This window comes from Pseudomonas sp. Leaf127 (assembly GCF_001423155.1).
GTDB lineage: Bacteria > Pseudomonadota > Gammaproteobacteria > Pseudomonadales > Pseudomonadaceae > Aquipseudomonas > Aquipseudomonas ovata.
In genome coordinates, this window is the sequence record NZ_LMOA01000020.1 from 120,908 (window position 1) to 143,371 (window position 22,464).

Here is a 22,464-nt window from a genome sequence, read left to right on the forward strand (position 1 = left end):
AGGCCTGGCACTGATGATGGGCCGGTGCTGCATGTTATTGGTCCTGGCCGGCAATGCGCCGTCCCCAGGCCATGGCGGTGTCGCGCAGGACCTGTTCGTCCATGCGGGTCAGGCGGCCGTCTTCGAGCAAGGGCTTGCCGGCAACCCACACATGGCGCACACAGTCGCGGCTGCAGGTGTAGATCAATTGCGAGACCGGGTCATAGACCGGTTGCTGGTTCAGCCCGCTGAGGTCGAAAGCGACCATGTCGGCTGCCTTGCCAGGCTCCAGCGAGCCGGTTTCTGCCTGGATGCCCAGGGCCCGGGCGCCGTTGAGCGTGGCCATGCGCAAGGCCCGGTGGGCGTCGAGCGCAGTGGCGGAGCCGGCCACAGCCTTGGCCAGCAAGGCGGCGGTACGGGTTTCGCCGAGCAGGTCCAGGTCATTGTTGCTGGCCGCGCCATCGGTGCCGATAGCCACATTGACGCCGGCCTGCCAGAGACGTTCCACCGGGCAGAAGCCGCTGGCCAGTTTCAGGTTCGATTCGGGGCAATGGATCACGCTGGTGTTGCTTTCGACCAGCAGCGCCAGGTCGTCCTCGCTGATCTGGGTCATGTGCACCGTTTGCAGGCGCGGACCCAGCAGGCCGAGCCGATGCAGGCGCGCCAGCGGGCGTTCCTGATGCTGCTCGAGGGATTGCTCGACTTCGAAGGCGGTTTCGTGCACATGCATCTGGATCATGGCATCGAGCTCGTCGGCGATCACCCGCACGCGCTCCAGGTTTTCGTCACTCACGGTGTAGGGCGCATGCGGGCCGAACGCGACCTTGATGCGCGAATGGTGCGCCAGGTCGCTGAACAGCTCAATGCCGACGTGCAGGGCCTCGTCGATGTTTCGCGCTCCCGGAACCGGAAAATCGAGCACCGGTACGCAGATTTGTGCACGCATGCCGCTGTCGTGGACGCGCTCGGCGGCCACCTTGGGGTAGAAGTACATGTCTGAAAAACAGGTGATGCCACCCTTGAGCTGCTCGGCGATGGCCAGGTCGGTGCCGTCGCGCACGAAGGCCTCGTCGACCCATCGGCCTTCGGCGGGCCAGATGTGCTCCTGCAGCCAGGTCATCAGCGGCAGGTCGTCGGCCAACCCGCGGAACAGGGTCATGGCTGCATGCCCGTGGGCGTTGATCAGGCCGGGGGCCAGCAGCATGCCGGGCAACTCGATGACTTGTTCACAGGGGTGACGCAAGCCCTCGTCACGTGGCCCGATCCAGGCGATCAGTCCGTCGCGGATGCCAATGCCATGACCCTGCAGCACCACACCCGCAGGTTCGACCGGCACCAGCCAGGCGGGCAGGAGCAGCAGATCGAAGGGCGCAGGAGGTGTTGACATGACAGGGCTTCCGGGGGTTTGTTCAGCGAGTGTGAAGGACCTGCATGGCCGCGAGGCTGGCCAAAGGCTTGCAAGCGAGGCTCAGGTATCGCACGTGCTGCGTCTATAAAGGTCTGTACCAAGGGTGATGGCGAAGTATACCCGAGCACCCTCAGGGTGGGCTCGCTATAATCGACCGCTTTTTTATTCGGGTTTTGACTGTGATAACGGAGTTGGCAATGCGCGATCGGTTATTGGCTGCGGAGAAAGTACAGGCCATCGATTGGCGGGATGACGCTCTTTATTTGCTGGACCAGCGGGCATTACCGTTTACAGAAACCTGGCTGCCCTATGACAGCGCGGCCGGCGTGGCCGAGGCGATTCGCACGATGGTGGTGCGCGGCGCCCAGGCCATCGGCATCAGCGCCGCCTATGGCCTGGTGCTGGCGGCTCGTACCCGCCTGGCGGCCGGGGGTGACTGGCGAGCGGCGCTGGAGGCGGATTTTGCCCTGCTGGCCAGGGCACGGCCTACAGCGGTGAATGCGAGCTGGGCACTCAATCGCCTGCGTGAGCGGCTGCAGCGCCTCAAGGAAAACGAAGATCCGCTGGCGGTACTCGAGGCGGAGGCGGCGGCCATTCATCTGAGCGACCGTGAGGCCAACCTGACCATGGCGCAACTGGGCACCGAGCTGATTCGCAAGCATCAGGGCAATCTGCAGACCGTGTTGACCCATGGCAACGCCGGCGCCCTGGCCACGGGCGGCGTGGGCACCGCGCTGGGCGTGATCCGCGCCGCTTATCTGGAGAGCATGATCGAACGGGTGTATGTCGATGAAACCCGCCCCTGGCTGCAAGGTTCACGACTGACCGCCTGGGAACTGGCCAGCGACGGTGTGCCGGTCAGCCTCAATGTCGATGGGGCTGCGGCGCACCTGATGCGTACCAAGGGCATCACCTGGGTGATCGTCGGCGCCGACCGCATTACCGCCAACGGCGATGTGGCCAGCAAGATCGGCACCTACCAACTGGCAGTGGCGGCCATGCACCACGGCGTGCGCTTCATGGTGGTGGCGCCCAGTTCGAGCATCGACATGAGCATGCCCAGCGGTGATGACATCCTGCTCGAGGAGCGCCAGGGGCGCGAGCTGCTGGAGCTGGGCGGGCAACGGCTGACGACGACGGTCGAGGTGGTCAATCCGGTGTTCGACGTGACGCCGGCGGACCTGATCGACGCCATCGTCACAGAAAAAGGCATTGTCGAGCGTCCTGACACCGCCAAGCTGGCCCAGTTGATGAGCCGCAAGCACCTGCATTGAGTGCCGGCGGTTGCGACAGGGGATCGTGTTTGTCCTGCGGGGTCGTCTGTGCGGGGCTGTGAGCGCTTCTCGGGCGATTCAGGCCTGGATGGCTCATTTGCGGCCTGAGCAAAGGATAGGAGCGTAGCGGCGATTGTGGTAACATCCGGCGGTTTCCGGGGACGCTAATCGCCGTCCCTCCTACTGCGCAGATCCATGGCGTAACTCGTTGATTTGTCGTAAGTCGCTGCATGGCCATTGGCCTGCGGCGACGAGCCTTTGCCGTTTCGCAGGGAATGGCGGGCTTTCACCAGAAAAAGGAATCAGGCTTCTCATGGGTGAACTGGCCAAAGAAATTCTCCCGGTCAATATCGAAGACGAGCTGAAACAGTCCTACCTCGACTACGCCATGAGCGTGATCGTCGGTCGAGCGCTGCCGGACGCGCGCGATGGCCTGAAGCCCGTGCATCGGCGTGTGCTGTATGCCATGAGCGAGCTGGGCAACGACTGGAACAAGCCGTACAAGAAGTCCGCCCGTGTGGTCGGCGATGTGATCGGTAAGTACCACCCGCACGGCGACACCGCTGTCTACGACACCATCGTGCGCATGGCGCAGCCGTTCTCGCTGCGCTACCTGCTGGTCGACGGCCAGGGCAACTTCGGTTCGGTCGACGGTGACAACGCAGCAGCCATGCGTTACACCGAAGTGCGCATGACCAAGCTGGCGCACGAGCTGCTGGCCGACCTGCACAAGGAAACCGTGGACTGGGTGCCCAACTACGACGGCACCGAGCTGATCCCGGCGGTCATGCCGACCCGGATCCCCAACCTGCTGGTCAACGGTTCCAGTGGTATTGCCGTGGGCATGGCGACCAACATTCCGCCGCACAACCTGGGCGAAGTCATCGACGGTTGCCTGGCCCTGATCGACAATCCCGAACTGTCGGTCGACGACCTGATGCAGTACATCCCCGGCCCCGACTTCCCGACGGCAGGTGTGATCAACGGTCGCGCCGGCATCATCGAGGCCTACCGCACCGGTCGCGGGCGCATCTACATGCGGGCCCGCTCCACGATCGAAGACATCGACAAGGTCGGTGGTCGCCAGCAGATCGTCATTACCGAACTGCCGTACCAGCTCAACAAGGCGCGCCTGATCGAGAAGATCGCCGAGCTGGTCAAGGAGAAGAAGCTCGAAGGCATCACCGAGCTGCGTGACGAGTCCGACAAGGACGGCATGCGCGTGGTCATCGAGCTGCGCCGTGGCGAAGTGCCCGAGGTCATCCTCAACAATCTTTATGCCCAGACCCAGCTGCAAAGCGTGTTCGGCATCAACATTGTTGCCCTGATCGACGGCCGTCCGCGCATTCTCAACCTCAAGGACCTGCTGGAAGCCTTCGTGCGTCACCGCCGCGAAGTCGTGACCCGCCGCACCGTGTTCGAACTGCGCAAGGCGCGCGAGCGCGGGCACATCCTTGAAGGCCAGGCCGTGGCGCTGTCGAACATCGACCCGGTCATCGCCCTGATCAAGGCCTCGCCGTCGCCGGCCGAGGCCAAGGAAGCGCTGATCAGCACCGCGTGGGAATCGAGCGCCGTGGTCGAGATGGTCGAGCGCGCCGGGGCCGACTCGTGCCGCCCGGAAAACCTTGATCCGCAATATGGCCTGCGCGACGGCAAGTATTTCCTTTCGCCCGAACAGGCCCAGGCCATTCTCGAACTGCGCCTGCACCGCCTGACCGGGCTGGAGCACGAGAAGCTGCTGGGCGAGTACCAGGAGATCCTCAAGCAGATCGGCGAGCTGATCCGCATCCTCAACAGCGCCGAGCGACTGATGGAAGTCATTCGCGAAGAGCTGGAGCTGATCCGCAGCGAATACGGCGATGTGCGCCGCACCGAGATCCTCGATGCGCGCCTGGACCTGACCCTGGGTGACCTGATCACCGAGGAAGACCGCGTGGTGACCATTTCCCACGGCGGCTACGCCAAGACCCAGCCGCTGACCGCCTACCAGGCCCAGCGCCGTGGCGGCAAGGGCAAGTCGGCCACCGGTATCAAGGACGAAGACTACATTTCGCACCTGCTGGTCGCCAACAGCCACACCACGCTGCTGATGTTCTCCAGCAAGGGCAAGGTGTACTGGCTCAAGACCTACGAGATCCCGGAAGCCTCGCGTGCTGCGCGCGGTCGTCCGCTGGTCAACCTGCTGCCGCTGGATGAGGGTGAGTACATCACCACCATGCTGCCGGTCGAGGAGTACACCGAAGGCCACTACATCTTCATGGCCACCGCCAATGGCACCGTGAAGAAAACCCCGCTGGAGCAGTTCAGTCGTCAGCGCAGCGTGGGCCTGATCGCCCTGGAGCTGGACGAAGGCGATGTGCTGATCCGTGCAGCGATCACCGATGGCGAGCGTGAGGTCATGCTGTTCTCCGACGGTGGCAAGGTCACTCGCTTCAAGGAGTCCGATGTGCGAGCGATGGGCCGTACCGCCCGTGGTGTGCGCGGCATGCGCCTGGCCGAAGGCCAGAAGCTGATTTCCATGCTGATCCCGGAGGAGGGCAGCCAGATTCTCACCGCCTCCGAGCGCGGCTATGGCAAGCGTACGGCGATTGACGAGTTCCCCGAGTACAAGCGTGGCGGCCAGGGCGTGATCGCCATGGTCAGCAACGATCGCAACGGCCGTCTGGTCGGCGCGATCCAGGTGCTCGACGGCGAAGAGATCATGCTGATCTCCGACCAGGGCACCCTGGTGCGTACCCGTGTCGGTGAAGTGTCCAGCCTGGGTCGTAACACCCAGGGCGTGACCCTGATCAAGCTGGCCAGCGACGAGAAACTGGTGGGCCTGGAGCGGGTGCAGGAGCCTTCGGAAAGCGAAGACGACGAAGTATCCGTACTGGACGACGAGGCGCTGGAGGCGGATCTTGACGCCGATGAAGCCGGTGACGAGGCGGGCGATGAGCTGTCGGCCGACACCGCAGGTGATGAAGAGCCTCAGGGCTGAGTCATGAAGTAAATCAGTCGGGGGCCGGTTCGTTTGTGCATGCGCACCTTCGTACCTGCCCTCGCTGCGTTTCGGCCGTTCTGCAGATCGCGGACGGTCGATGCGGATTTCCTGCGCAGGCAGGCCAGGGCCATCGAGCGTCCTGCCGGCTGTGCAACGTTGCGCGAACAGACCCAACGCATTTGACGAGAGTGGATATGAGCAAGCGAGTCTTTAACTTCTGCGCAGGTCCTGCTGCGCTCCCTGAAGCTGTGCTGTTGCGTGCCCAGGCCGAGCTGCTGGACTGGCATGGCAAGGGCCTGTCGGTCATGGAGATGAGCCATCGCAGCGATGAGTTCGTGTCGATTGCCAACAAGGCCGAGCAGGATTTTCGCGATCTGCTGCATATCCCTGCCAACTACAAGGTCCTGTTCCTGCAGGGCGGTGCCAGTCAGCAGTTCGCCCAGATTGCCCTGAACCTGCTGCCGGAGAACGGCGAGGCCGACTACGTCGACACCGGGATCTGGTCGCAGAAGGCCATCGAAGAAGCGTCGCGCTATGGCAAGGTCAACGTGGCCGCCACCGCCAGGCCCTATGACTACTTCGCCATTCCGGGCCAGGACGAATGGACCCTGTCGAAAAACGCGGCCTACGTCCATTACGCGCCCAACGAGACCATCGGCGGCCTGGAATTCAACTGGATTCCCGAGACCGGTGACGTACCGTTGATCGCCGACATGTCCTCGGACATCCTGTCGCGCCCTGTCGATATTTCCCGTTTCGGCATGATCTACGCCGGCGCCCAGAAGAACATCGGCCCCAGCGGCGTGGTGGTGGTCATCATCCGTGAAGACCTGCTGGGCCGCGCCCGCGCCCTGTGCCCGACCATGCTCAACTATAAGGTCGCGGCCGATAACGGCTCGATGTACAACACCCCGCCGACCCTGGCCTGGTACTTGTCGGGCCTGGTGTTCGAGTGGCTCAAGGAGCAGGGTGGCGTTGAAGCCATGGCCCGTGTCAACGAGGCCAAGCAGCGCCTGCTTTACGACTACATCGATGCCAGTGCGCTGTACAACAACCCGATCAACAAGGCCGATCGCTCGTGGATGAACGTGCCGTTCCGCCTGGCCGATGATCGCCTGGACAAGCCGTTCCTGGCCGGCGCCGATGCCAACGGCCTGCTCAACCTCAAGGGGCACCGTTCGGTCGGTGGCATGCGCGCCTCGATCTACAACGCCGTGGGCCTGGATGCGGTCAATGCGCTGGTCACCTACATGAAAGACTTCGAGCGGGAGCACGGTTGATGTCAGAGCAGGAACTCAAGGCACTGCGGGTGCGCATCGATGCACTCGACGAAAAGATCCAGGACCTGATCGGCGAGCGTGCGCGCTGCGCCCAGGAAGTGGCGCGGGTCAAGATGTCGTCCCTGGCCGAGAACGAAGTGCCTGTGTTCTATCGCCCGGAGCGTGAAGCCCAGGTGCTCAAGCGGGTCATGGAGCGTAACCGCGGCCCGCTCAGCAATGAAGAAATGGCCCGGCTGTTCCGCGAGATCATGTCTTCGTGCCTGGCCCTTGAGCAGCCGCTCAAGGTGGCTTACCTGGGGCCTGAGGGGACCTTTACCCAGGCGGCGGCCATGAAGCATTTCGGCCATGCGGTAATCAGCCGGCCGATGGCGGCCATCGATGAAGTGTTCCGTGAGGTGGTGGCCGGTGCGGTCAATTTTGGTGTCGTGCCAGTGGAGAACTCCACCGAAGGCGCGGTCAACCACACCCTCGACAGTTTCCTCGAGCACGACATGGTGATCTGCGGCGAAGTCGAGCTGCGCATTCACCACCACCTGCTGGTGGGCGAGAGCACCAAGACCGAAAGCATCACCCGTATCTACTCCCATGCCCAGTCGCTGGCGCAATGCCGCAAGTGGCTTGACGCCCATTACCCGAACGTCGAGCGCGTGGCCGTGGCCAGCAATGCCGAGGCGGCCAAGCGGGTCAAGAGCGAATGGAACTCGGCGGCCATCGCCGGCGACATGGCGGCCGGCCTTTATGGCCTGACGCGCCTGGCAGAGAAGATCGAGGATCGCCCGGACAACTCCACGCGTTTTCTGATCATCGGCAGCCAGGAAGTGCCGCCGACCGGTGACGACAAGACCTCGATCATCGTGTCGATGAGCAACAAGCCCGGTGCCTTGCATGAGCTGTTGGTGCCGTTCCACGAAAATGGCCTGGACCTGACCCGCATCGAGACCCGCCCTTCGCGCAGCGGCAAATGGACCTATGTGTTCTTCATCGACTTCGTCGGGCATCACCAGGACCCGCTGGTCAAGGCGGTGCTCGAGAGCATTCGCCAGGAAGCCGTGGCCCTGAAAATACTGGGTTCGTACCCCAAAGCGGTGTTGTAGGGCGATGGTCGTGCAAGCAAGCGGGCCTGTGATCGGTCGCCTGGTGGTGGTCGGACTCGGCCTGATCGGTGGCTCCTTTGCCAAGGGCATCCGCCAGAGCGGCCTGTGCCGCGAAGTGGTTGGCGTCGACCTGGACCCGCATTCGCGCGGTCTGGCGGTCGAGCTGGGCGTGGTCGACCGCTGTGAAGCGGACCTGGCCGACGCCTGCCGGGGGGCAGACGTGATCCAGCTGGCGGTGCCGATCCTGGCTATGGAAAAAGTCCTGGCCCGGTTGGCGCCGCTTGACCTTGGCAATGCCATCCTCACCGACGTCGGCAGCGCCAAGGGCAATGTGGTGCGTGCCGCGCAACGGGCATTCGGTGCCATGCCGGTGCGCTTCGTCCCAGGCCATCCGATTGCCGGTTCGGAGCAGAGTGGGGTGGAGGCGTCCAATGCCGACCTGTTCCGTCGCCACAAGGTGATTCTCACGCCGTTGCCCGACACCGATCCTGATGCGGTCAGTGTGGTGCACAGGCTGTGGGCCGCGCTGGGCGCCGATGTCGAACACATGCGCGTCGAGCGCCATGACGAAGTATTGGCCGCGACCAGCCATTTGCCGCACCTGCTGGCGTTCAACCTGGTGGACTCGCTGGCCAAACGCAACGAGAACCTGGAAATCTTCCGCTATGCGGCCGGTGGTTTTCGTGACTTTACCCGCATTGCCGGCAGTGATCCGGTGATGTGGCATGACATCTTCCTGGCCAACCGCGAGGCGGTCCTGCGTACCCTGGACCTGTATCGCAGCGACCTGGACGAGCTGCGCGAGGCGGTTGAGGCCGGGGACGGGCATCAACTGCTCGGCGTCTTCACCCGGGCGCGCATGGCGCGTGAGCATTTTGGCAAGATCCTTGCCCGGCGGGCCTACGTCGAGCCCCAGGTGCAGGTCGATCAGGTCTTTGTCGCCAGCCCGGGCGGGCAGGTCAACGGCTGCCTGCGGGTGCCGGGCGATAAGTCGATTTCCCACCGGGCGATCATTTTCGGCTCGCTGGCCGAAGGCACGACCGAAGTCGAAGGTTTTGTCGAAGGCGAAGATGGCCTGGCGACGCTGCAGGCGTTCCGCGACATGGGCGTGGTCATCGAGGGGCCGCACCATGGCCGCGTGATCATTCATGGCGTGGGCCTGCAGGGCCTGAAATCGGCGCCCGGGCCGATCTACCTGGGCAACTCCGGCACCTCGATGCGCTTGCTGTCGGGCCTGTTGGCGGCGCAGAGCTTCGACAGCACCCTGACCGGCAATGCCACCCTGTCCCGGCGCTCGATGAGCCGGGTGATCGAGCCGTTGCGGGCCATGGGCGCGGTCATTGAAACCGCCCCGGAAGGGTGTGCGCCGCTGGTGATCCGTGGCGGACACACGCTGAGAGGGCAGGTGTGCGAGTCGCCGCTGGCCAGCGCTCAGGTCAAATCCTGCCTCTTGCTGGCCGGCTTGTATGCCGAGGGCAGCACCACGGTGGTCGAGCCGGCGGCCACGCGTGATCACACCGAGCGCCTGCTGCAGGGGTTCGGCTATCCGCTGGAACGCAGTGAGGGCCATGTCACCCTGGAGCCAGGTCATCACCTGCAGGCTGCCCGTATCGAGGTGCCCGGCGACATCTCCTCGGCGGCGTTCTTCATGGTGGCTGCCACGATTGCCGACGGTTGCGAGCTGCTGCTCGAACATGTCGGGGTCAACCCGACCCGGACCGGGGTCATTGATATCCTGCGCCTGATGGGGGCTGATATCAGCCTGGAAAACATGAGGCAGGTGGGCGGCGAGCCGGTGGCCGATGTGCGGGTGTGTTCGGCGCCGCTGGTCGGTATAGAGATTCCCGAGGCGCTGGTGCCGCTGGCCGTCGACGAGTTCCCGGTGCTGTTCATCGCGGCCGCCTGCGCCCGAGGGCGTACGGTGCTGCGCGGTGCCCAGGTGCTTCGTGGCCGGGACTCTGACCGTATCGCGCTCATGGCTGACGGCTTGCAGGTGCTGGGAATCAGTGCCCGGCCGACGGCGGATGGCATCATCATTGACGGTGGCGCGCCGGTCGGGGGCGACATCGATGCCTGTGGCGACCATCGCGTGGCCATGGCCTTCAGTGTCGCCGCCTTGCGGGCGGCGGCACCGATCCGGATCCGTGACTGTGCAAATGTCGCGACATCCTTTCCTAATTTCCTGGCGCTGTGCGCTCAAGTCGGCATGTCTGTCGCGCAAGAGGAACAACCGTGAAGATCAAAGCTCCCGTTATCACCATCGATGGACCCAGCGGTTCGGGGAAGGGCACCATTGCCGGTCTGCTGGCCGGCAAGCTTGGCTGGTGCCTGCTCGATTCCGGCGCGCTGTATCGCCTGCTGGCGTTTGCCGCCAGCAACCATGGGGTCGACCTGACCAACGAAGAAGCCCTCAAGCTGCTGGCCGCACACCTGGATGTACAGTTCGTGGCCGGCGCCAATGGGCAGAGCCAGCGCATCATCCTCGAGGGTGATGAGGTGACCCAGGCGATTCGCAACGAGCAGATCGGCAGCGGTGCCTCGCAGGTGGCTTCGCTGCCGGCGGTGCGCGATGCCTTGCTGCAGCGCCAGCGCGCCTTTCAGGAAGCACCGGGTCTGGTGGCTGACGGTCGGGACATGGGCACCGTCGTGTTTCCGGATGCGCCCCTGAAGATTTTCCTGACCGCCAGTGCCGAGGAACGTGCGCGTCGTCGCTACCTGCAGTTGAAGGCAAAGGGTGATGATGTTAGTCTTACGAGTCTGCTAGATGAGATACGTGTCCGCGACGAGCGTGACACCCAGCGAGCGGTCGCACCGCTCAAGCCGGCGCACGACGCCATACAGCTGGATTCCACGGAATTGTCCATCGAGCAGGTGCTGCAACGCATCATGAGTGAAGTCGCACTCCGCGACCTCGCCGGGTGACCAAGAAGCCTCGGGAGACCAGACAACGGCCCGCAGGTATCTTCTATATGAACGAAACCCACGTGGTCTGGAACGTGGCAGATGGGCGTATTCTTCGCCCTTGATCAACAGGAATTAAAATGAGCGAAAGCTTTGCAGAACTTTTTGAAGAAAGCCTGAAAACCCTGAATCTTCAGCCGGGCGCAATCATTACCGGTATCGTTGTCGACATCGACGGCGACTGGGTAACTGTACACGCCGGTCTGAAGTCCGAAGGCGTCATCCCGCTCGAGCAGTTCTACAACGACGCTGGCGAGCTGACCATCAAGGTTGGTGACGAAGTTCACGTAGCGCTGGACGCGGTCGAAGACGGCTTTGGCGAAACCAAGCTGTCCCGCGAGAAAGCCAAGCGCGCCGAGTGCTGGATTGTTCTGGAAGCAGCTTTCGCCGCTGAAGAAGTGGTCAAGGGCGTTATCAACGGCAAGGTCAAGGGCGGTTTCACCGTCGACGTCAACGGCATCCGTGCGTTCCTGCCGGGTTCGCTGGTCGACGTGCGTCCAGTGCGCGACACCACGCACCTGGAAGGCAAGGAACTCGAGTTCAAGGTCATCAAGCTGGACCAGAAGCGCAACAACGTTGTTGTTTCGCGTCGCAGTGTCCTGGAAGCCGAGAACAGCGCCGAGCGCGAAGCTCTGCTGGAATCGCTGCAGGAAGGCCAGCAAGTCAAGGGTATCGTCAAGAACCTCACCGACTACGGCGCATTCGTGGATCTGGGCGGCGTCGATGGCCTGCTGCACATCACCGACATGGCCTGGAAGCGTATCAAGCATCCATCGGAAATCGTCAATGTTGGCGATGAGATCGACGTCAAGGTTCTGAAGTACGATCGCGAGCGTAATCGTGTTTCCCTGGGCCTGAAGCAACTGGGCGAAGACCCATGGGTTGCTATCAAGGCTCGCTACCCGGAAAGCACCCGTGTGACTGCACGCGTGACCAACCTGACCGACTACGGCTGCTTCGCAGAGCTGGAAGAAGGCGTGGAAGGTCTGGTGCACGTTTCGGAAATGGACTGGACCAACAAGAACATCCACCCTTCGAAAGTCGTTCAGGTTGGCGACGAAGTGGAAGTCATGGTTCTGGACATCGACGAAGAGCGTCGTCGTATCTCCCTGGGCATCAAGCAGTGCAAGTCCAACCCATGGGAAGACTTCTCTGGCCAGTTCAACAAGGGCGACCGCATCTCCGGCACCATCAAGTCGATCACCGATTTCGGTATCTTCATTGGTCTGGACGGCGGCATCGACGGTCTGGTTCACCTGTCCGACATCTCCTGGAACGAAGCCGGTGAAGAAGCCGTTCGTCGCTTCAAGAAAGGCGATGAGCTGGACACCGTCATCCTGTCGGTTGACCCGGAGCGCGAGCGCATCTCCCTGGGTATCAAGCAACTGGAAAGCGATCCGTTCTCCGAGTACGTCACTGTCAATGACAAAGGCGCTATCGTTCGCGGTATCGTGAAGGAAGTTGACGCCAAGGGCGCTATCATCACCCTGGCCGACGACATCGAAGCGACTCTGAAAGCTTCCGAAATCAGCCGTGACCGCGTTGAAGACGCGCGTAACGTTCTGAAAGAAGGCGAAGAGATCGAAGCGAAGATCATCAGTGTTGACCGCAAGAGCCGCGTAATCAGCCTGTCGATCAAGTCGAAAGACGTCGAAGAAGAGAAAGAAGCCATTCAGAGCCTGCGTAACAAGCCTGAAACGGTAGAAAGCACCGGCCCGACCACCATTGGTGATCTGCTGCGTGCCCAGATGGAAAAACAGAACTAAGTTCTGCTGACCATTGAAAAAGGGCGACTTCGGTCGCCCTTTTTTGTGCGCGCAGGAAATGTTTAGTCACTTTTTCTTCCGACATGCCAGGCCTGTGTCGATCATGCCATTCGAGCCTCAAAGGCTGGCGGGCTGTGAGCTGCCATGCAGGAGGGAGCGATTGCCTGGGCAGGTAGGGTTTGGAGTACTTCACATAAGTCAAGATGCAGGCTGTTCAAATTCATCCGGTCATGCTAAAACCTTTGAAGCGCTGATCTAGCTGCTTGAAAAAGAAGGGAAAATTATGACGAAGTCGGAGTTGATCGAACGAATTGTCACCCATCAGGGGCTGCTCTCATCCAAGGATGTGGAGCTGGCCATCAAGACCATGCTTGAACAAATGTCCCAATGCCTGGCCACGGGCGATCGTATCGAGATACGAGGCTTCGGCAGCTTTTCGTTGCATTACCGGGCGCCTCGCCTGGGGCGTAACCCCAAGACCGGTCAGTCAGTGAGTCTGGACGGCAAGTTCGTCCCCCACTTCAAGCCGGGCAAGGAGTTGCGGGACCGGGTCAATGAGGATGAAGAAGACTTTGTCCACGAAGCGCAGAGGGATTGATCGATGCGGGCATTCAAGAAAGTGGTGTCGGTTGTGGTGTTATTGCTGATGGTCGGGGTGACCGCAGTGTTTGTCCTGGAAAACCGCCAGCCTGTAGGTCTTACGTTCTTCGGCTGGTCAGCTCCGCAGTTGTCCCTGGCTGTTCCTGTGATTCTGGCGCTGCTGCTGGGCATGCTGATCGGCCCGGTACTGGCCTGGTTTGCCGGGCTCAGAAAGAAGCGCTCGGGCGCTGTACGCTCAGCCTGAACATGGCAGTGGTCGATGTGCGGACAGTGAATGCCATTGGCTGCATGCACAGATTGTGCTGCTCTTGAGTCATGTGTGCGTCGTGCCGGCATGGCTGGCTGCCTTCGTGGCGGAAGTAGGGCTTTTCCCGGCCCGCTTAAAGAATATTCATTTTCGTTTGTAGGAATTTTCTGCAATTTAATGCGGAGGTTTCTACTACCTTTGTGGTGAATTTCTACTTGTTCTCTTCAGGTCGCTATCGGCGGTCTTCTTCGCTAAAAACGCTTGGTTCCTGACGTTACGGCAACTGTCCGGCGTCGGTTGAAAACCGGCGGTTCCCATGCAAAATGCGCCTCTTCTATTCAAGAAACCTGTCAGTCAGGCTTTCCGTGGGCCGGTCTGCAGCCTGCAGGGCTGTGTCCTGATGCCGAGGCCATTCAATGCAGTATCCGCATATTCTCCATCACGGTGCGACCGAGCGTGTGACCGGTTCCTGCCATCAGTTGTTCATGGACCCGCACACCAGCGTTCTGATCGACTGTGGTGCCGATCACGATGTTTCCAGCCCGAACGTCCTTAATGTCAGCCCTGCCACGCTCAAGGCGCTGATCATTACTCATGTACACAATGACCATGTCGGTCGTCTGCATGAGCTTCTGGCTTCAGGTTTCAAGGGGCCGATTCTGTGCAGCGAGGCATCGGCCCGATTATTGCCACTGGTCATGGAGGATGTGCTCAAGCAGGGTCGTGCCCACGACAGCCAGCAGACCAAGCGTGTTCTGGAAACCATCCGGCGCAAAATCGTCGCCTTGCCGTTCGAGCGCTGGTTCACAATGGTCGACACGCCCTTGCTGCAGTGCCGCTTGCGCCTGCAACGGGCCGGTCACATTCTCGGCTCGGCCTATGTCGAGTTTGATTTGCAGTATCCAGAGTCGGGGCATGATGCGCGCATTGTCTTTTCAGGTGATCTGGGCGCCTGTCACACCCCGATCCTGCGTCGTCCCCGCTCGCCTGAGCGTGCCGATATCCTGGTCCTGGAAAGCACTTACGGTGACCGGCTGCATGCCGATCGTACACAGCGACAGGCACGCCTTGAGCAGGTTATCGACCAGGCACTGAAGAACGGCGGCAGTGTGTTGTTGCCAGCCTTCAGCATTGGACGCACACAAGAATTGTTATACGAACTTGAGGATATCTTGCGTCGAAAGGCATTGTTAAGTCCGGCAGCGGCCCAGCCGCGCCCCGATCAGGCCCCTGTCGATTGGGCGCAATTGCCGGTCATTCTGGATTCTCCGCTGGCCAGTCGCTTTACCAGGGTTTATCGCGCCTTTCATGCTGACTGGGACGCGCAGGCGCAGCAACGGCTGGACGAGGGTCGAACCCCATTGGGGTTTGATCAGCTCATCACTGTCGATGGTCATGTCAAGCACATGCAGGTCGTCAATTACCTGGCCAAAACAGCACGTCCTGCCATCGTGATTGCAGGGCACGGCATGTGTTCAGGCGGGCGAATCGTCAATTACCTCAAGGCCATGCTGGGGGATCCCCGGCATCACGTTGTATTTGTCGGTTATCAGGCCAAGGGCACGCCCGGGCGCATGATTCAGGTTCAGGGCCGCGCATCACAGCCTGCCCAGGTCGAGCTGGACGGTGCGTTCTACGCTATCCGTGCCGGTGTCACGACCGTGGCGGGGTACTCCGCGCATGCCGATCAGCAGGGGCTGGTGTCATTCGTCACCGGCATGGCGCACTGGCCGGGTCAGATTCGCCTGGTGCATGGCGAGCACGCTGCCAAGACCGCTCTGGGGCAGGCACTTGTCAGTGTTTACCGGCAACATGACAAGGCATTGCACTTGTTGATTCCAGGCATGCGAGAGCAATCACAGCGTCTGTAGGCAATGGCCTACAGGCACTTGAGATTGATCTGACGCCTCAGCGAGTGCCGACGTGTGCAAGCAGGCGATCGCACCTGTGCACCCTGTTGCCGACCAGTGTCTGACAGGGTCTCGCTTTGGCTGCTGGGTTGCAAACGGCTGGCTCCGGGGTCGTTTCATGACAGAGGCTGCCAAGGTAGGGGGCTGTGAAGCAAGGTTTGAAGTCGAGGTTGATGTTAGACTGCCGGCCTGTTCGGAATGAGCTTTCAATCGTGTGGCAAAGGGGCTGGGTAATAAGAGCCCATCACTGCGCTGTCGCGCGCCTCCAAGTGTTGAATTCAATATCCAATAAAATCAGTAAGTTATTTTTTGTTTGATGAGAGGCGGCGCATGACAGATTCACGTGTCTCCATTGCAGTTACCGGGGCAACGGGATTTGTCGGAAGCGCCATCGTTCGACACCTTTTGGAGCGAACACCCTATCGCGTCTGCGTGGCGATACGTCGCGAGGGTGCGCTGATCGATACGCGCGCAGAAGCGGTGAAGGTAGGCGATCTTGCGCCCGACAATCACTGGCAGGCGCTGGTGGCCGGCTGCGATGTGGTGATTCATTGCGCTGCCCGTGTGCATGTGTTGAGCGACATGGCCGCCGATCCCGAGACCGAGTACTTCCGGGCCAACGTGGCCGCAACGCTGAACCTGGCCGAGCAGGCGGCGCAAGCCGGGGTCAAACGCTTTATCTTCATCAGTTCGATCAAGGTCAATGGCGAGCATTCGCAACCCGGCATGCCTTTTCATGCCGATGATCAGGCCCGGCCGCTGGACCCTTACGGAGCGTCGAAGCACGCCGCCGAAGAGGGCTTGCGTGAACTGGCCAGGCGTACCTCGATGTCAGTGGTCATCGTGCGTCCCGTGCTGGTCTACGGACCTGGGGTCAAGGCCAACTTCAGGAACATGATGCGCTGGCTGGACAAGGGCATACCGCTGCCACTGGGGGCCATCGACAACCGTCGCAGCCTGGTGGCACTGGGCAATCTGGTGGATCTGGTGGTCAGGTGCATCGATCATCCGAATGCGGCCAATCAGACGTTTCTGGTCAGTGACGGCCATGACCTGTCGACCACCCAGCTGTTGCAACGCCTGGCCCATGCGCTTGGCAAGCCTGCCCGCCTGCTGCCGGTGCCGATGCACTGGCTTACGGGCCTGGCTTCGCTACTGGGCAAGCGCGCCTTCTCGCAGCGCCTGTGCAGTTCGCTGCAGGTCGACATTGAGAAAACCCGTACGCTGCTCGATTGGACGCCTCCGGTGGGCATCGATGAAGCCATGAATGAAACTGCCGCTTATTTTCTGGAACACAAACACCATGGTTGAGTGGTTGTCGATTGTTGCGATTGCCCTGCTGTCTCTGTCATTGACCGCAGGGGTCCGGCGCTACGCCTTGTCCAGAAGTCTCATGGACATTCCCAATGCCCGTAGCTCGCATTCGGTGCCCACGCCGCGGGGTGGAGGTGTGTCGATCGTGATTGCCTTTGTGCTGGCGTTCTCGCTGCTGGGTATCAGCGGGGGGGTAGGGCGCGATTTCCTGTTGGCGATGATCGGAGGCGCAGGCCTGGTGGCGGTGATCGGTTTCATGGACGACCACGGCCACATTGCGGCGCGCTGGCGTCTGTTGGGACACTTCGTGGCGGCGGGGTGGGCACTGTTCTGGCTCGGCGGCATGGCACCGCTGGACATACTCGGCTGGCGCATGGAGTCAGGCTGGATCGGTGCGATCCTGGCGGCGTTCTATCTGGTCTGGATGCTCAATCTCTATAACTTCATGGATGGCATTGACGGTATTGCCAGTGTTGAAGCGGTAACAGTGTGCGTTGGTGCTTGTCTGATCTATTGGGCGGCAGGCTTTGGCGCACTGGTCGCTGCCCCTGCGTTGCTGGCCGCCGCCGTGGCAGGCTTTCTGTACTGGAATTTTCCACCGGCCCGAATCTTTATGGGCGATGCCGGCAGCGGTTTTCTGGGCATTGCACTGGGTGTGCTGTCGTTGCAGGCCGCCTGGGCGTCGCCGTTGCTGTTCTGGGCCTGGCTGATCCTGCTGGGCACCTTTGTGGTGGATGCCACGCTGACCTTGCTGCGCCGTCTGTCGCGCGGCGAGAAGGTTTATCAGGCCCATCGCAGTCATGCGTACCAGTTCGCTTCGCGTGACTATGGCAGCCATCTGCCGGTCACCCTGGCCGTGGCCGCTATCAATATCGGCTGGCTGCTGCCCTGGGCCTTGGTCGTGGCACTGGGCCGGGTCGATGGTCTCGCAGGCCTGCTGTTGGCGTATGCGCCTCTGGTGGCGCTGGCGTGGAAGTTCAAGGCGGGCCAGGCGGAGGGCAATTGAGCCCACGGGGCCCGGGTTTTTCATATAGATTGTCACAATCGTATCTGCGCATTTCAGACATGAACGGCTGCAGACAGGATTCAAACGAGGTGAAAGGGATTGGTTGAAGGAGTCATGGGCAAATTGCGAGCTTTTCTGCTGGCGCTGCCGCGTCGGCAAAAGCGAATAATCCAGGTCTCGACCGATGTATTGTTGGTCTGGATTGCCCTGTGGGCGTCATTCCTTGTTCGACTGGGCGTCGATGACCTGATCAATCCGCTGGAGAAACACACCTGGCTGTTCATCAGTGCGCCTGTCGTGGCGATCCCGCTGTTCATCCGTTTCGGCATGTACCGGGCGGTGATGCGCTACTTCGGCAATGATGCGCTGATTGCGATCATCAAGGCCGTCACGTTGTCTGCGCTGATCCTGGGCTGCATGGTCTACGCCTACAGCAATCACCAGCAGATCGTGCCGCGTTCGATCATGTTCAACTACTGGTGGTTGAGCATGGTCATGATCGGCGGGCTGCGCCTGGCGATGCGGCAGTACTTTCTGGGTGACTGGTTCGCTGCCGTTCAGCATGTGCCGTTCGCCAACCGCGACGATGGCCTGCGCAAAGTGGCAATCTATGGCGCCGGTGCCGCCGGCAACCAGCTGGTTGCAGCACTGCGCATGGGACGCCTGATGCGCCCGGTGGCCTTTATCGACGATGACGAGTCGATCTCCAATCGTGTCATCTCCGGCCTGCAGGTCTACAAGCCCAAGCACATCCAGCGCATGATCGAGGTCACCGGTGCCCAGGAGATCCTCCTGGCGATTCCATCCTCTACCCGTGGTCGCCGCCGTGAAGTGCTGGGCTACCTCGAAGGATTCCCGTTGCACGTACGCAGCGTGCCCGGTTTCATGGACCTGGCGGCCGGACGCGTGAAGGTCGACGATTTGCAGGAAATCGACATTGCCGACCTGCTGGGGCGTGATTCGGTGCCGGCCCGCGAAAACCTGCTGGAGCACTGCATCAAGGGCCAGACCGTCCTGGTGACCGGGGCCGGTGGCTCGATCGGCTCGGAACTGTGCCGGCAGATCCTGCTGCTCAAGCCCACCGTGCTGTTGTTGTTCGATCACAGCGAGTTCAACCTCTACACCATTCTCAGCGAGCTGGAGCAGCGCATCAGTCGCGAGTCGCTGACCGTCAAGCTGTTGCCCATCCTGGGGTCGGTGCGCAACCATCCTCGTCTGCTCGACATCATGAAGACCTGGAAGGTCGATACGGTCTACCACGCAGCGGCCTACAAGCATGTGCCCATGGTCGAGCACAACATTGCCGAGGGCGTTGTCAATAATGTGGTCGGCACGCTCAATACCGCGCAGGCGGCCTTGCAGGCGGGTGTTTCGAACTTCGTGCTCATCTCCACCGACAAGGCCGTCAGACCCACCAACGTGATGGGCAGCACCAAGCGCTTGTCCGAGATGATTCTCCAGGCCCTGAGCCGTGAAGCCGCACCGGTGATGTTCGGCGACCAGTCCAACGTGCACCAGGTCAACAAGACGCGTTTCAGCATGGTTCGCTTCGGTAACGTGCTGGGTTCGTCAGGTTCGGTGATTCCGCTGTTCCACAAGCAGATCCAGTCGGGCGGCCCGCTGACGGTGACGCACCCGAAGATCACCCGGTATTTCATGACCATCCCGGAAGCCGCGCAACTGGTTATCCAGGCCGGTTCCATGGGGCAGGGCGGCGATGTATTCGTGCTCGACATGGGTGAGCCGGTGAGGATCATCGAACTGGCCGAGAAGATGATCCATCTTTCAGGGTTGAGCATTCGTTCGGAAAAGAACCCTCACGGTGACATTTCCATCGAGTTCACCGGCCTGCGACCGGGCGAGAAGCTTTACGAAGAGTTGCTGATCGGTGACAACGTCGTGGCCACCGAGCACCCGATGATCATGAGTGCCAGCGAGGACTACCTGCCTTGGGAAACCATGAAAATGTTGCTCACCCGCCTGCTGACTGCCGTCAATGACGACGATTACAACACCGTCCGCCAGTTGCTGCGCGAGACGGTCAGCGGCTATGCACCCGATGGCGAAATCGTCGACTGGATTCACCAGGAACGCCGCCAGGAACCCTGAACAGGCGTATTGCAACCTGCATTTGTAAGCGCTTTTAAGGACATACCCCGACACGCTCCGGCCCTGTTGCGGGCCTGTAGATTCAACTAGTTTGCAAGGGCAGCACCGGATGCTGCCTCGAACCTGTGAACCTATGGAGTACCTGTATGCGCAATGTCTTGTTTTCTTCCTTGCTGACTGCACTGCTTGCCACTTTTTCGATGGGCGCCATGGCCAATTCGCCAACGGCTCCGGCTGCCGCAACCCCCCAGGCGGCCACGGCCGCGATGCAGCAATCAGTCGACAAGACCAATATCAACACGGCCGACGCCGATACCCTGCAAAAGAACCTGTCGGGAATCGGAGCCAACAAGGCCAGTGCCATCGTGGCGTACCGTGAAACCAACGGCAACTTCACTTCGGTCGATGAGCTGCTAGAAGTCAAGGGCGTCGGCAAGACCCTGCTGGATCGCAATCGCGACAGAATCAGCATCGAGTAAATCCATTCCTGCGTACCAGAGGCCGATCATCGATCGGCCTTTTTGCGTCTGTGTGCCTCGTGAGCTGCCTTGACACATTGAATGTCGGTCGACATATTGACTGATTAAATGATGGTCAACATATGAAGGCCTGTCAAAGGTCTGCTCAAGGGGTCTATATGAGTGCGCGTCGCATTGTGATAACCGGCATGGGGCTGGTAACACCACTGGGAACCGGGCTTGAAACAGTCTGGCAACGCCTGCTGGCAGGGCGTTCGGGCATCGTCCGTTTGCCGGAAGACGTTGTACTGGACCTGCCGACAAAGGTAGGGGGGCGTGTACCTGGGCTTGACCAGGACAGTGTGGCCGGCTTCGATCCCGAGATGGCCGCGCCTGCCAAAGAGCAAAAGAAGATGGACCGTTTCATTCTGTTTGCCCTGGCCGCTGCCAGGCAGGCACTGAATCAGGCCGGTTGGGTCGCCGGCACCGAGGCCGAGCAGGAACGCACGGCGACGGTGATCGGTTCCGGGGTAGGCGGTTTCGGTTCGATTGCCGAAGCGGTGCGCATCACCGACAGCCGTGGTCCGCGTCGGCTGTCGCCGTTCACGATTCCGTCTTTCCTGGTCAATCTGGCAGCAGGGCATGTGTCGATCCAGCACGGTTTCAAGGGGCCGCTCGGTGCGCCGGTGACGGCCTGTGCCGCCGGCGTGCAGGCAATTGGTGATGCGGCACGCATGATTCGTGACGGCGAGGCCGACATCGCGGTGTGTGGTGGTGCGGAGGCGGCCATTGACCGGGTCAGCCTGGCCGGTTTTGCTGCCGCCAGGGCGTTGTCCAGTGGTTTCAACGAAACACCCGAGCGGGCCTCGAGGCCGTTTGATCGCGACCGGGACGGTTTTGTCATGGGCGAGGGCGCCGGCATGCTGGTCATCGAATCACTGGAGCATGCGCTGGCGCGGGGCGCCACGCCGATCGTCGAAATCGTTGGCTATGGCACCAGTGCCGATGCCTACCACCTGACGGCCGGCCCCGAGGACGGCAGCGGGGCGCAACGCGCCATGCGCGCGGCCCTTCGCCAGGCCGGCATCCAGGCCTCGCAGGTGCAGCATCTCAATGCCCATGCCACCTCGACCCCGGTCGGCGACAAAGGCGAGCTGGCGGCGATCAAGGCGGTTTTCGGCGAGCAGAGCGCGGTGGCGGTGACTTCAACCAAATCGGCCACCGGTCATCTGTTGGGCGCGGCCGGCGGCATCGAGGCGGTGTTCACCGCCCTGGCGATTCGTGACCAGAAGGTGCCCGCCACGCTGAACCTCGATCACCCGGATGAAGCGGCACAGGGTGTCGATATTGTGCAGGGTACGGCGCGTTCGATGCCGATCGAATACGCGCTGTCCAATGGCTTCGGTTTTGGCGGGGTCAACGCCAGCCTGCTGCTCAAGCGCTGGACGGCCTGATCAGCACTCACGCTTGAGGCGCGCCGCAGTCGTTTGCAGAATGTGCTCTGACAGTTGCGGGTCTTGCACGCTGCGCGCCAGCATCAAGGCGCCCGCCATGGTCGAAAACATCATCAGGCTCCTGATGCCTGCCTCGGGGCCTTGCAATTGGCTTTCGATAAACGCCAGGCGCAGACCCAGGGCTTGATCGGTCAAGGCGCTGGGTTGGCCCTGCTGACCCAGCTCGGCACACAAGGTCGGCAGTGGGCAGCCTTGTTCAGGGCGATCGCGGTGGGTGGCAGACAAGTACAGGTCGATAAATGCATGCAGCGGGTTTTCATCCGTCTGCAGCTCATCGACACGCGTGCGCAATTGCTCGGCTGCGCAGTGCAAAGCCTGTTCAACCAGATCGTCCTTTGACTTGAAATGCGCATAAAAACCGCCGTGCGTCAGGCCCAGCGCCTTCATCAAGGGTTGCAGGCCCGTGGCAGTGATACCGTCGCGGCGAAAACGTGCCGCCGCTTCCTCGACGATTTTCTGGTGGGTCTGGGTCTTGTGCTCCTGGGTGTAACGCATGCAACGGCTCCTGATCAGGGCGCTTGATAAGGGTGCGACATTCTTGCATGGATCAGCCCTGATGAT

General features: G+C 61.4%; 17 protein-coding genes. 15 read left to right on the forward strand and 2 right to left on the reverse strand.

Annotated elements, in window-relative coordinates; genetic code table 11:
- Positions 1–34 precede the first annotated feature (34 nt).
- A complete protein-coding gene (locus ASF84_RS11200) occupies positions 35–1,366 on the reverse strand; it encodes a TRZ/ATZ family hydrolase (RefSeq protein ID WP_056838265.1) in 1,332 nt (443 codons plus the stop codon).
- Between the two features lie 218 nt (positions 1,367–1,584).
- On the opposite strand from ASF84_RS11200, the gene mtnA reads away from it, so the two are divergent.
- From mtnA to fabF, 15 genes are all read left to right on the forward strand, one after another.
- Positions 1,585–2,661 carry an S-methyl-5-thioribose-1-phosphate isomerase gene (gene mtnA, locus ASF84_RS11205; protein WP_056838268.1) on the forward strand — a complete coding sequence of 359 codons (1,077 nt, stop codon included), beginning with the start codon at positions 1,585–1,587 and terminating at the stop codon, positions 2,659–2,661.
- A gap of 313 nt (positions 2,662–2,974) precedes the next feature.
- Complete coding sequence (gene gyrA / locus ASF84_RS11210) at positions 2,975–5,641, forward strand: DNA gyrase subunit A (RefSeq protein ID WP_056838270.1); 2,667 nt, start codon at positions 2,975–2,977, stop codon at positions 5,639–5,641.
- Positions 5,642–5,838: 197 nt separating this feature from the next.
- Positions 5,839–6,924 (forward strand): 3-phosphoserine/phosphohydroxythreonine transaminase, encoded by a 1,086-nt coding sequence (serC, locus tag ASF84_RS11215; protein ID WP_056838271.1) that lies wholly within the window; start codon positions 5,839–5,841, stop codon positions 6,922–6,924.
- On the forward strand, positions 6,924–8,018 hold the full coding sequence (pheA, locus tag ASF84_RS11220; protein ID WP_056838273.1) for a prephenate dehydratase: 1,095 nt from the start codon (positions 6,924–6,926) through the stop codon (positions 8,016–8,018). Before serC ends, pheA begins: the two co-directional genes overlap by 1 nt.
- Before the next feature lie 28 nt (positions 8,019–8,046).
- Positions 8,047–10,254 (forward strand): bifunctional prephenate dehydrogenase/3-phosphoshikimate 1-carboxyvinyltransferase, encoded by a 2,208-nt coding sequence (locus ASF84_RS11225; protein ID WP_056839059.1) that lies wholly within the window; start codon positions 8,047–8,049, stop codon positions 10,252–10,254.
- Positions 10,251–10,940, forward strand: a complete 690-nt coding sequence (cmk, locus tag ASF84_RS11230; RefSeq protein WP_056838275.1) for a (d)CMP kinase — start codon at positions 10,251–10,253, stop codon at positions 10,938–10,940. The genes ASF84_RS11225 and cmk overlap by 4 nt, the downstream gene beginning before the upstream one ends.
- 119 nt (positions 10,941–11,059) lie before the next feature.
- A complete protein-coding gene (rpsA, locus tag ASF84_RS11235) occupies positions 11,060–12,745 on the forward strand; it encodes a 30S ribosomal protein S1 (protein ID WP_056838277.1) in 1,686 nt (561 codons plus the stop codon).
- Positions 12,746–13,028: 283 nt separating this feature from the next.
- Entirely contained in the window at positions 13,029–13,343 is a 315-nt protein-coding gene (gene ihfB, locus ASF84_RS11240) for an integration host factor subunit beta (protein ID WP_056838279.1), read from the forward strand.
- 3 nt (positions 13,344–13,346) lie between these two features.
- Positions 13,347–13,589, forward strand: coding sequence for a LapA family protein (locus ASF84_RS11245; protein WP_056838281.1), 243 nt, complete (start codon positions 13,347–13,349; stop codon positions 13,587–13,589).
- 419 nt (positions 13,590–14,008) lie between these two features.
- A complete protein-coding gene (locus tag ASF84_RS11250) occupies positions 14,009–15,463 on the forward strand; it encodes an MBL fold metallo-hydrolase RNA specificity domain-containing protein (RefSeq protein WP_056838283.1) in 1,455 nt (484 codons plus the stop codon).
- A 369-nt stretch (positions 15,464–15,832) separates the two neighbouring features.
- Positions 15,833–16,813, forward strand: coding sequence for a UDP-glucose 4-epimerase family protein (locus ASF84_RS11255; protein WP_056838286.1), 981 nt, complete (start codon positions 15,833–15,835; stop codon positions 16,811–16,813).
- Positions 16,806–17,822, forward strand: a complete 1,017-nt coding sequence (locus ASF84_RS11260; protein WP_056838288.1) for an MraY family glycosyltransferase — start codon at positions 16,806–16,808, stop codon at positions 17,820–17,822. The genes ASF84_RS11255 and ASF84_RS11260 overlap by 8 nt, the downstream gene beginning before the upstream one ends.
- 114 nt (positions 17,823–17,936) lie before the next feature.
- Positions 17,937–19,931, forward strand: coding sequence for a polysaccharide biosynthesis protein (locus tag ASF84_RS11265; RefSeq protein ID WP_056838290.1), 1,995 nt, complete (start codon positions 17,937–17,939; stop codon positions 19,929–19,931).
- A gap of 146 nt (positions 19,932–20,077) precedes the next feature.
- Complete coding sequence (locus ASF84_RS11270) at positions 20,078–20,410, forward strand: ComEA family DNA-binding protein (protein ID WP_056838292.1); 333 nt, start codon at positions 20,078–20,080, stop codon at positions 20,408–20,410.
- Between the two features lie 158 nt (positions 20,411–20,568).
- Positions 20,569–21,843, forward strand: a complete 1,275-nt coding sequence (gene fabF / locus ASF84_RS11275) for a beta-ketoacyl-ACP synthase II (protein WP_056838294.1) — start codon at positions 20,569–20,571, stop codon at positions 21,841–21,843.
- Here the strand turns inward: fabF and ASF84_RS11280 are convergent, their stop codons facing one another.
- Positions 21,844–22,398, reverse strand: coding sequence for a TetR/AcrR family transcriptional regulator (locus tag ASF84_RS11280; protein ID WP_056838296.1), 555 nt, complete (start codon positions 22,396–22,398; stop codon positions 21,844–21,846).
- Positions 22,399–22,464 lie beyond the last annotated feature (66 nt).

What these genes read in the sequence shown, in the direction of transcription:
- ASF84_RS11200 (WP_056838265.1), bottom strand. Translation starts at nt 1,366, where the DNA reads ATGTCAACACCTCCTGCGCCCTTCGATCTGCTGCTCCTGCCCGCCTGG.
- mtnA (WP_056838268.1), top strand. Translation starts at nt 1,585, where the DNA reads ATGCGCGATCGGTTATTGGCTGCGGAGAAAGTACAGGCCATCGATTGG.
- gyrA (WP_056838270.1), top strand. Translation starts at nt 2,975, where the DNA reads ATGGGTGAACTGGCCAAAGAAATTCTCCCGGTCAATATCGAAGACGAG.
- serC (WP_056838271.1), top strand. Translation starts at nt 5,839, where the DNA reads ATGAGCAAGCGAGTCTTTAACTTCTGCGCAGGTCCTGCTGCGCTCCCT.
- pheA (WP_056838273.1), top strand. Translation starts at nt 6,924, where the DNA reads ATGTCAGAGCAGGAACTCAAGGCACTGCGGGTGCGCATCGATGCACTC.
- rpsA (WP_056838277.1), top strand. Translation starts at nt 11,060, where the DNA reads ATGAGCGAAAGCTTTGCAGAACTTTTTGAAGAAAGCCTGAAAACCCTG.
- ihfB (WP_056838279.1), top strand. Translation starts at nt 13,029, where the DNA reads ATGACGAAGTCGGAGTTGATCGAACGAATTGTCACCCATCAGGGGCTG.
- ASF84_RS11245 (WP_056838281.1), top strand. Translation starts at nt 13,347, where the DNA reads ATGCGGGCATTCAAGAAAGTGGTGTCGGTTGTGGTGTTATTGCTGATG.
- ASF84_RS11250 (WP_056838283.1), top strand. Translation starts at nt 14,009, where the DNA reads ATGCAGTATCCGCATATTCTCCATCACGGTGCGACCGAGCGTGTGACC.
- ASF84_RS11255 (WP_056838286.1), top strand. Translation starts at nt 15,833, where the DNA reads ATGACAGATTCACGTGTCTCCATTGCAGTTACCGGGGCAACGGGATTT.
- ASF84_RS11260 (WP_056838288.1), top strand. Translation starts at nt 16,806, where the DNA reads ATGGTTGAGTGGTTGTCGATTGTTGCGATTGCCCTGCTGTCTCTGTCA.
- ASF84_RS11265 (WP_056838290.1), top strand. Translation starts at nt 17,937, where the DNA reads ATGGGCAAATTGCGAGCTTTTCTGCTGGCGCTGCCGCGTCGGCAAAAG.
- ASF84_RS11270 (WP_056838292.1), top strand. Translation starts at nt 20,078, where the DNA reads ATGCGCAATGTCTTGTTTTCTTCCTTGCTGACTGCACTGCTTGCCACT.
- fabF (WP_056838294.1), top strand. Translation starts at nt 20,569, where the DNA reads ATGAGTGCGCGTCGCATTGTGATAACCGGCATGGGGCTGGTAACACCA.
- ASF84_RS11280 (WP_056838296.1), bottom strand. Translation starts at nt 22,398, where the DNA reads ATGCGTTACACCCAGGAGCACAAGACCCAGACCCACCAGAAAATCGTC.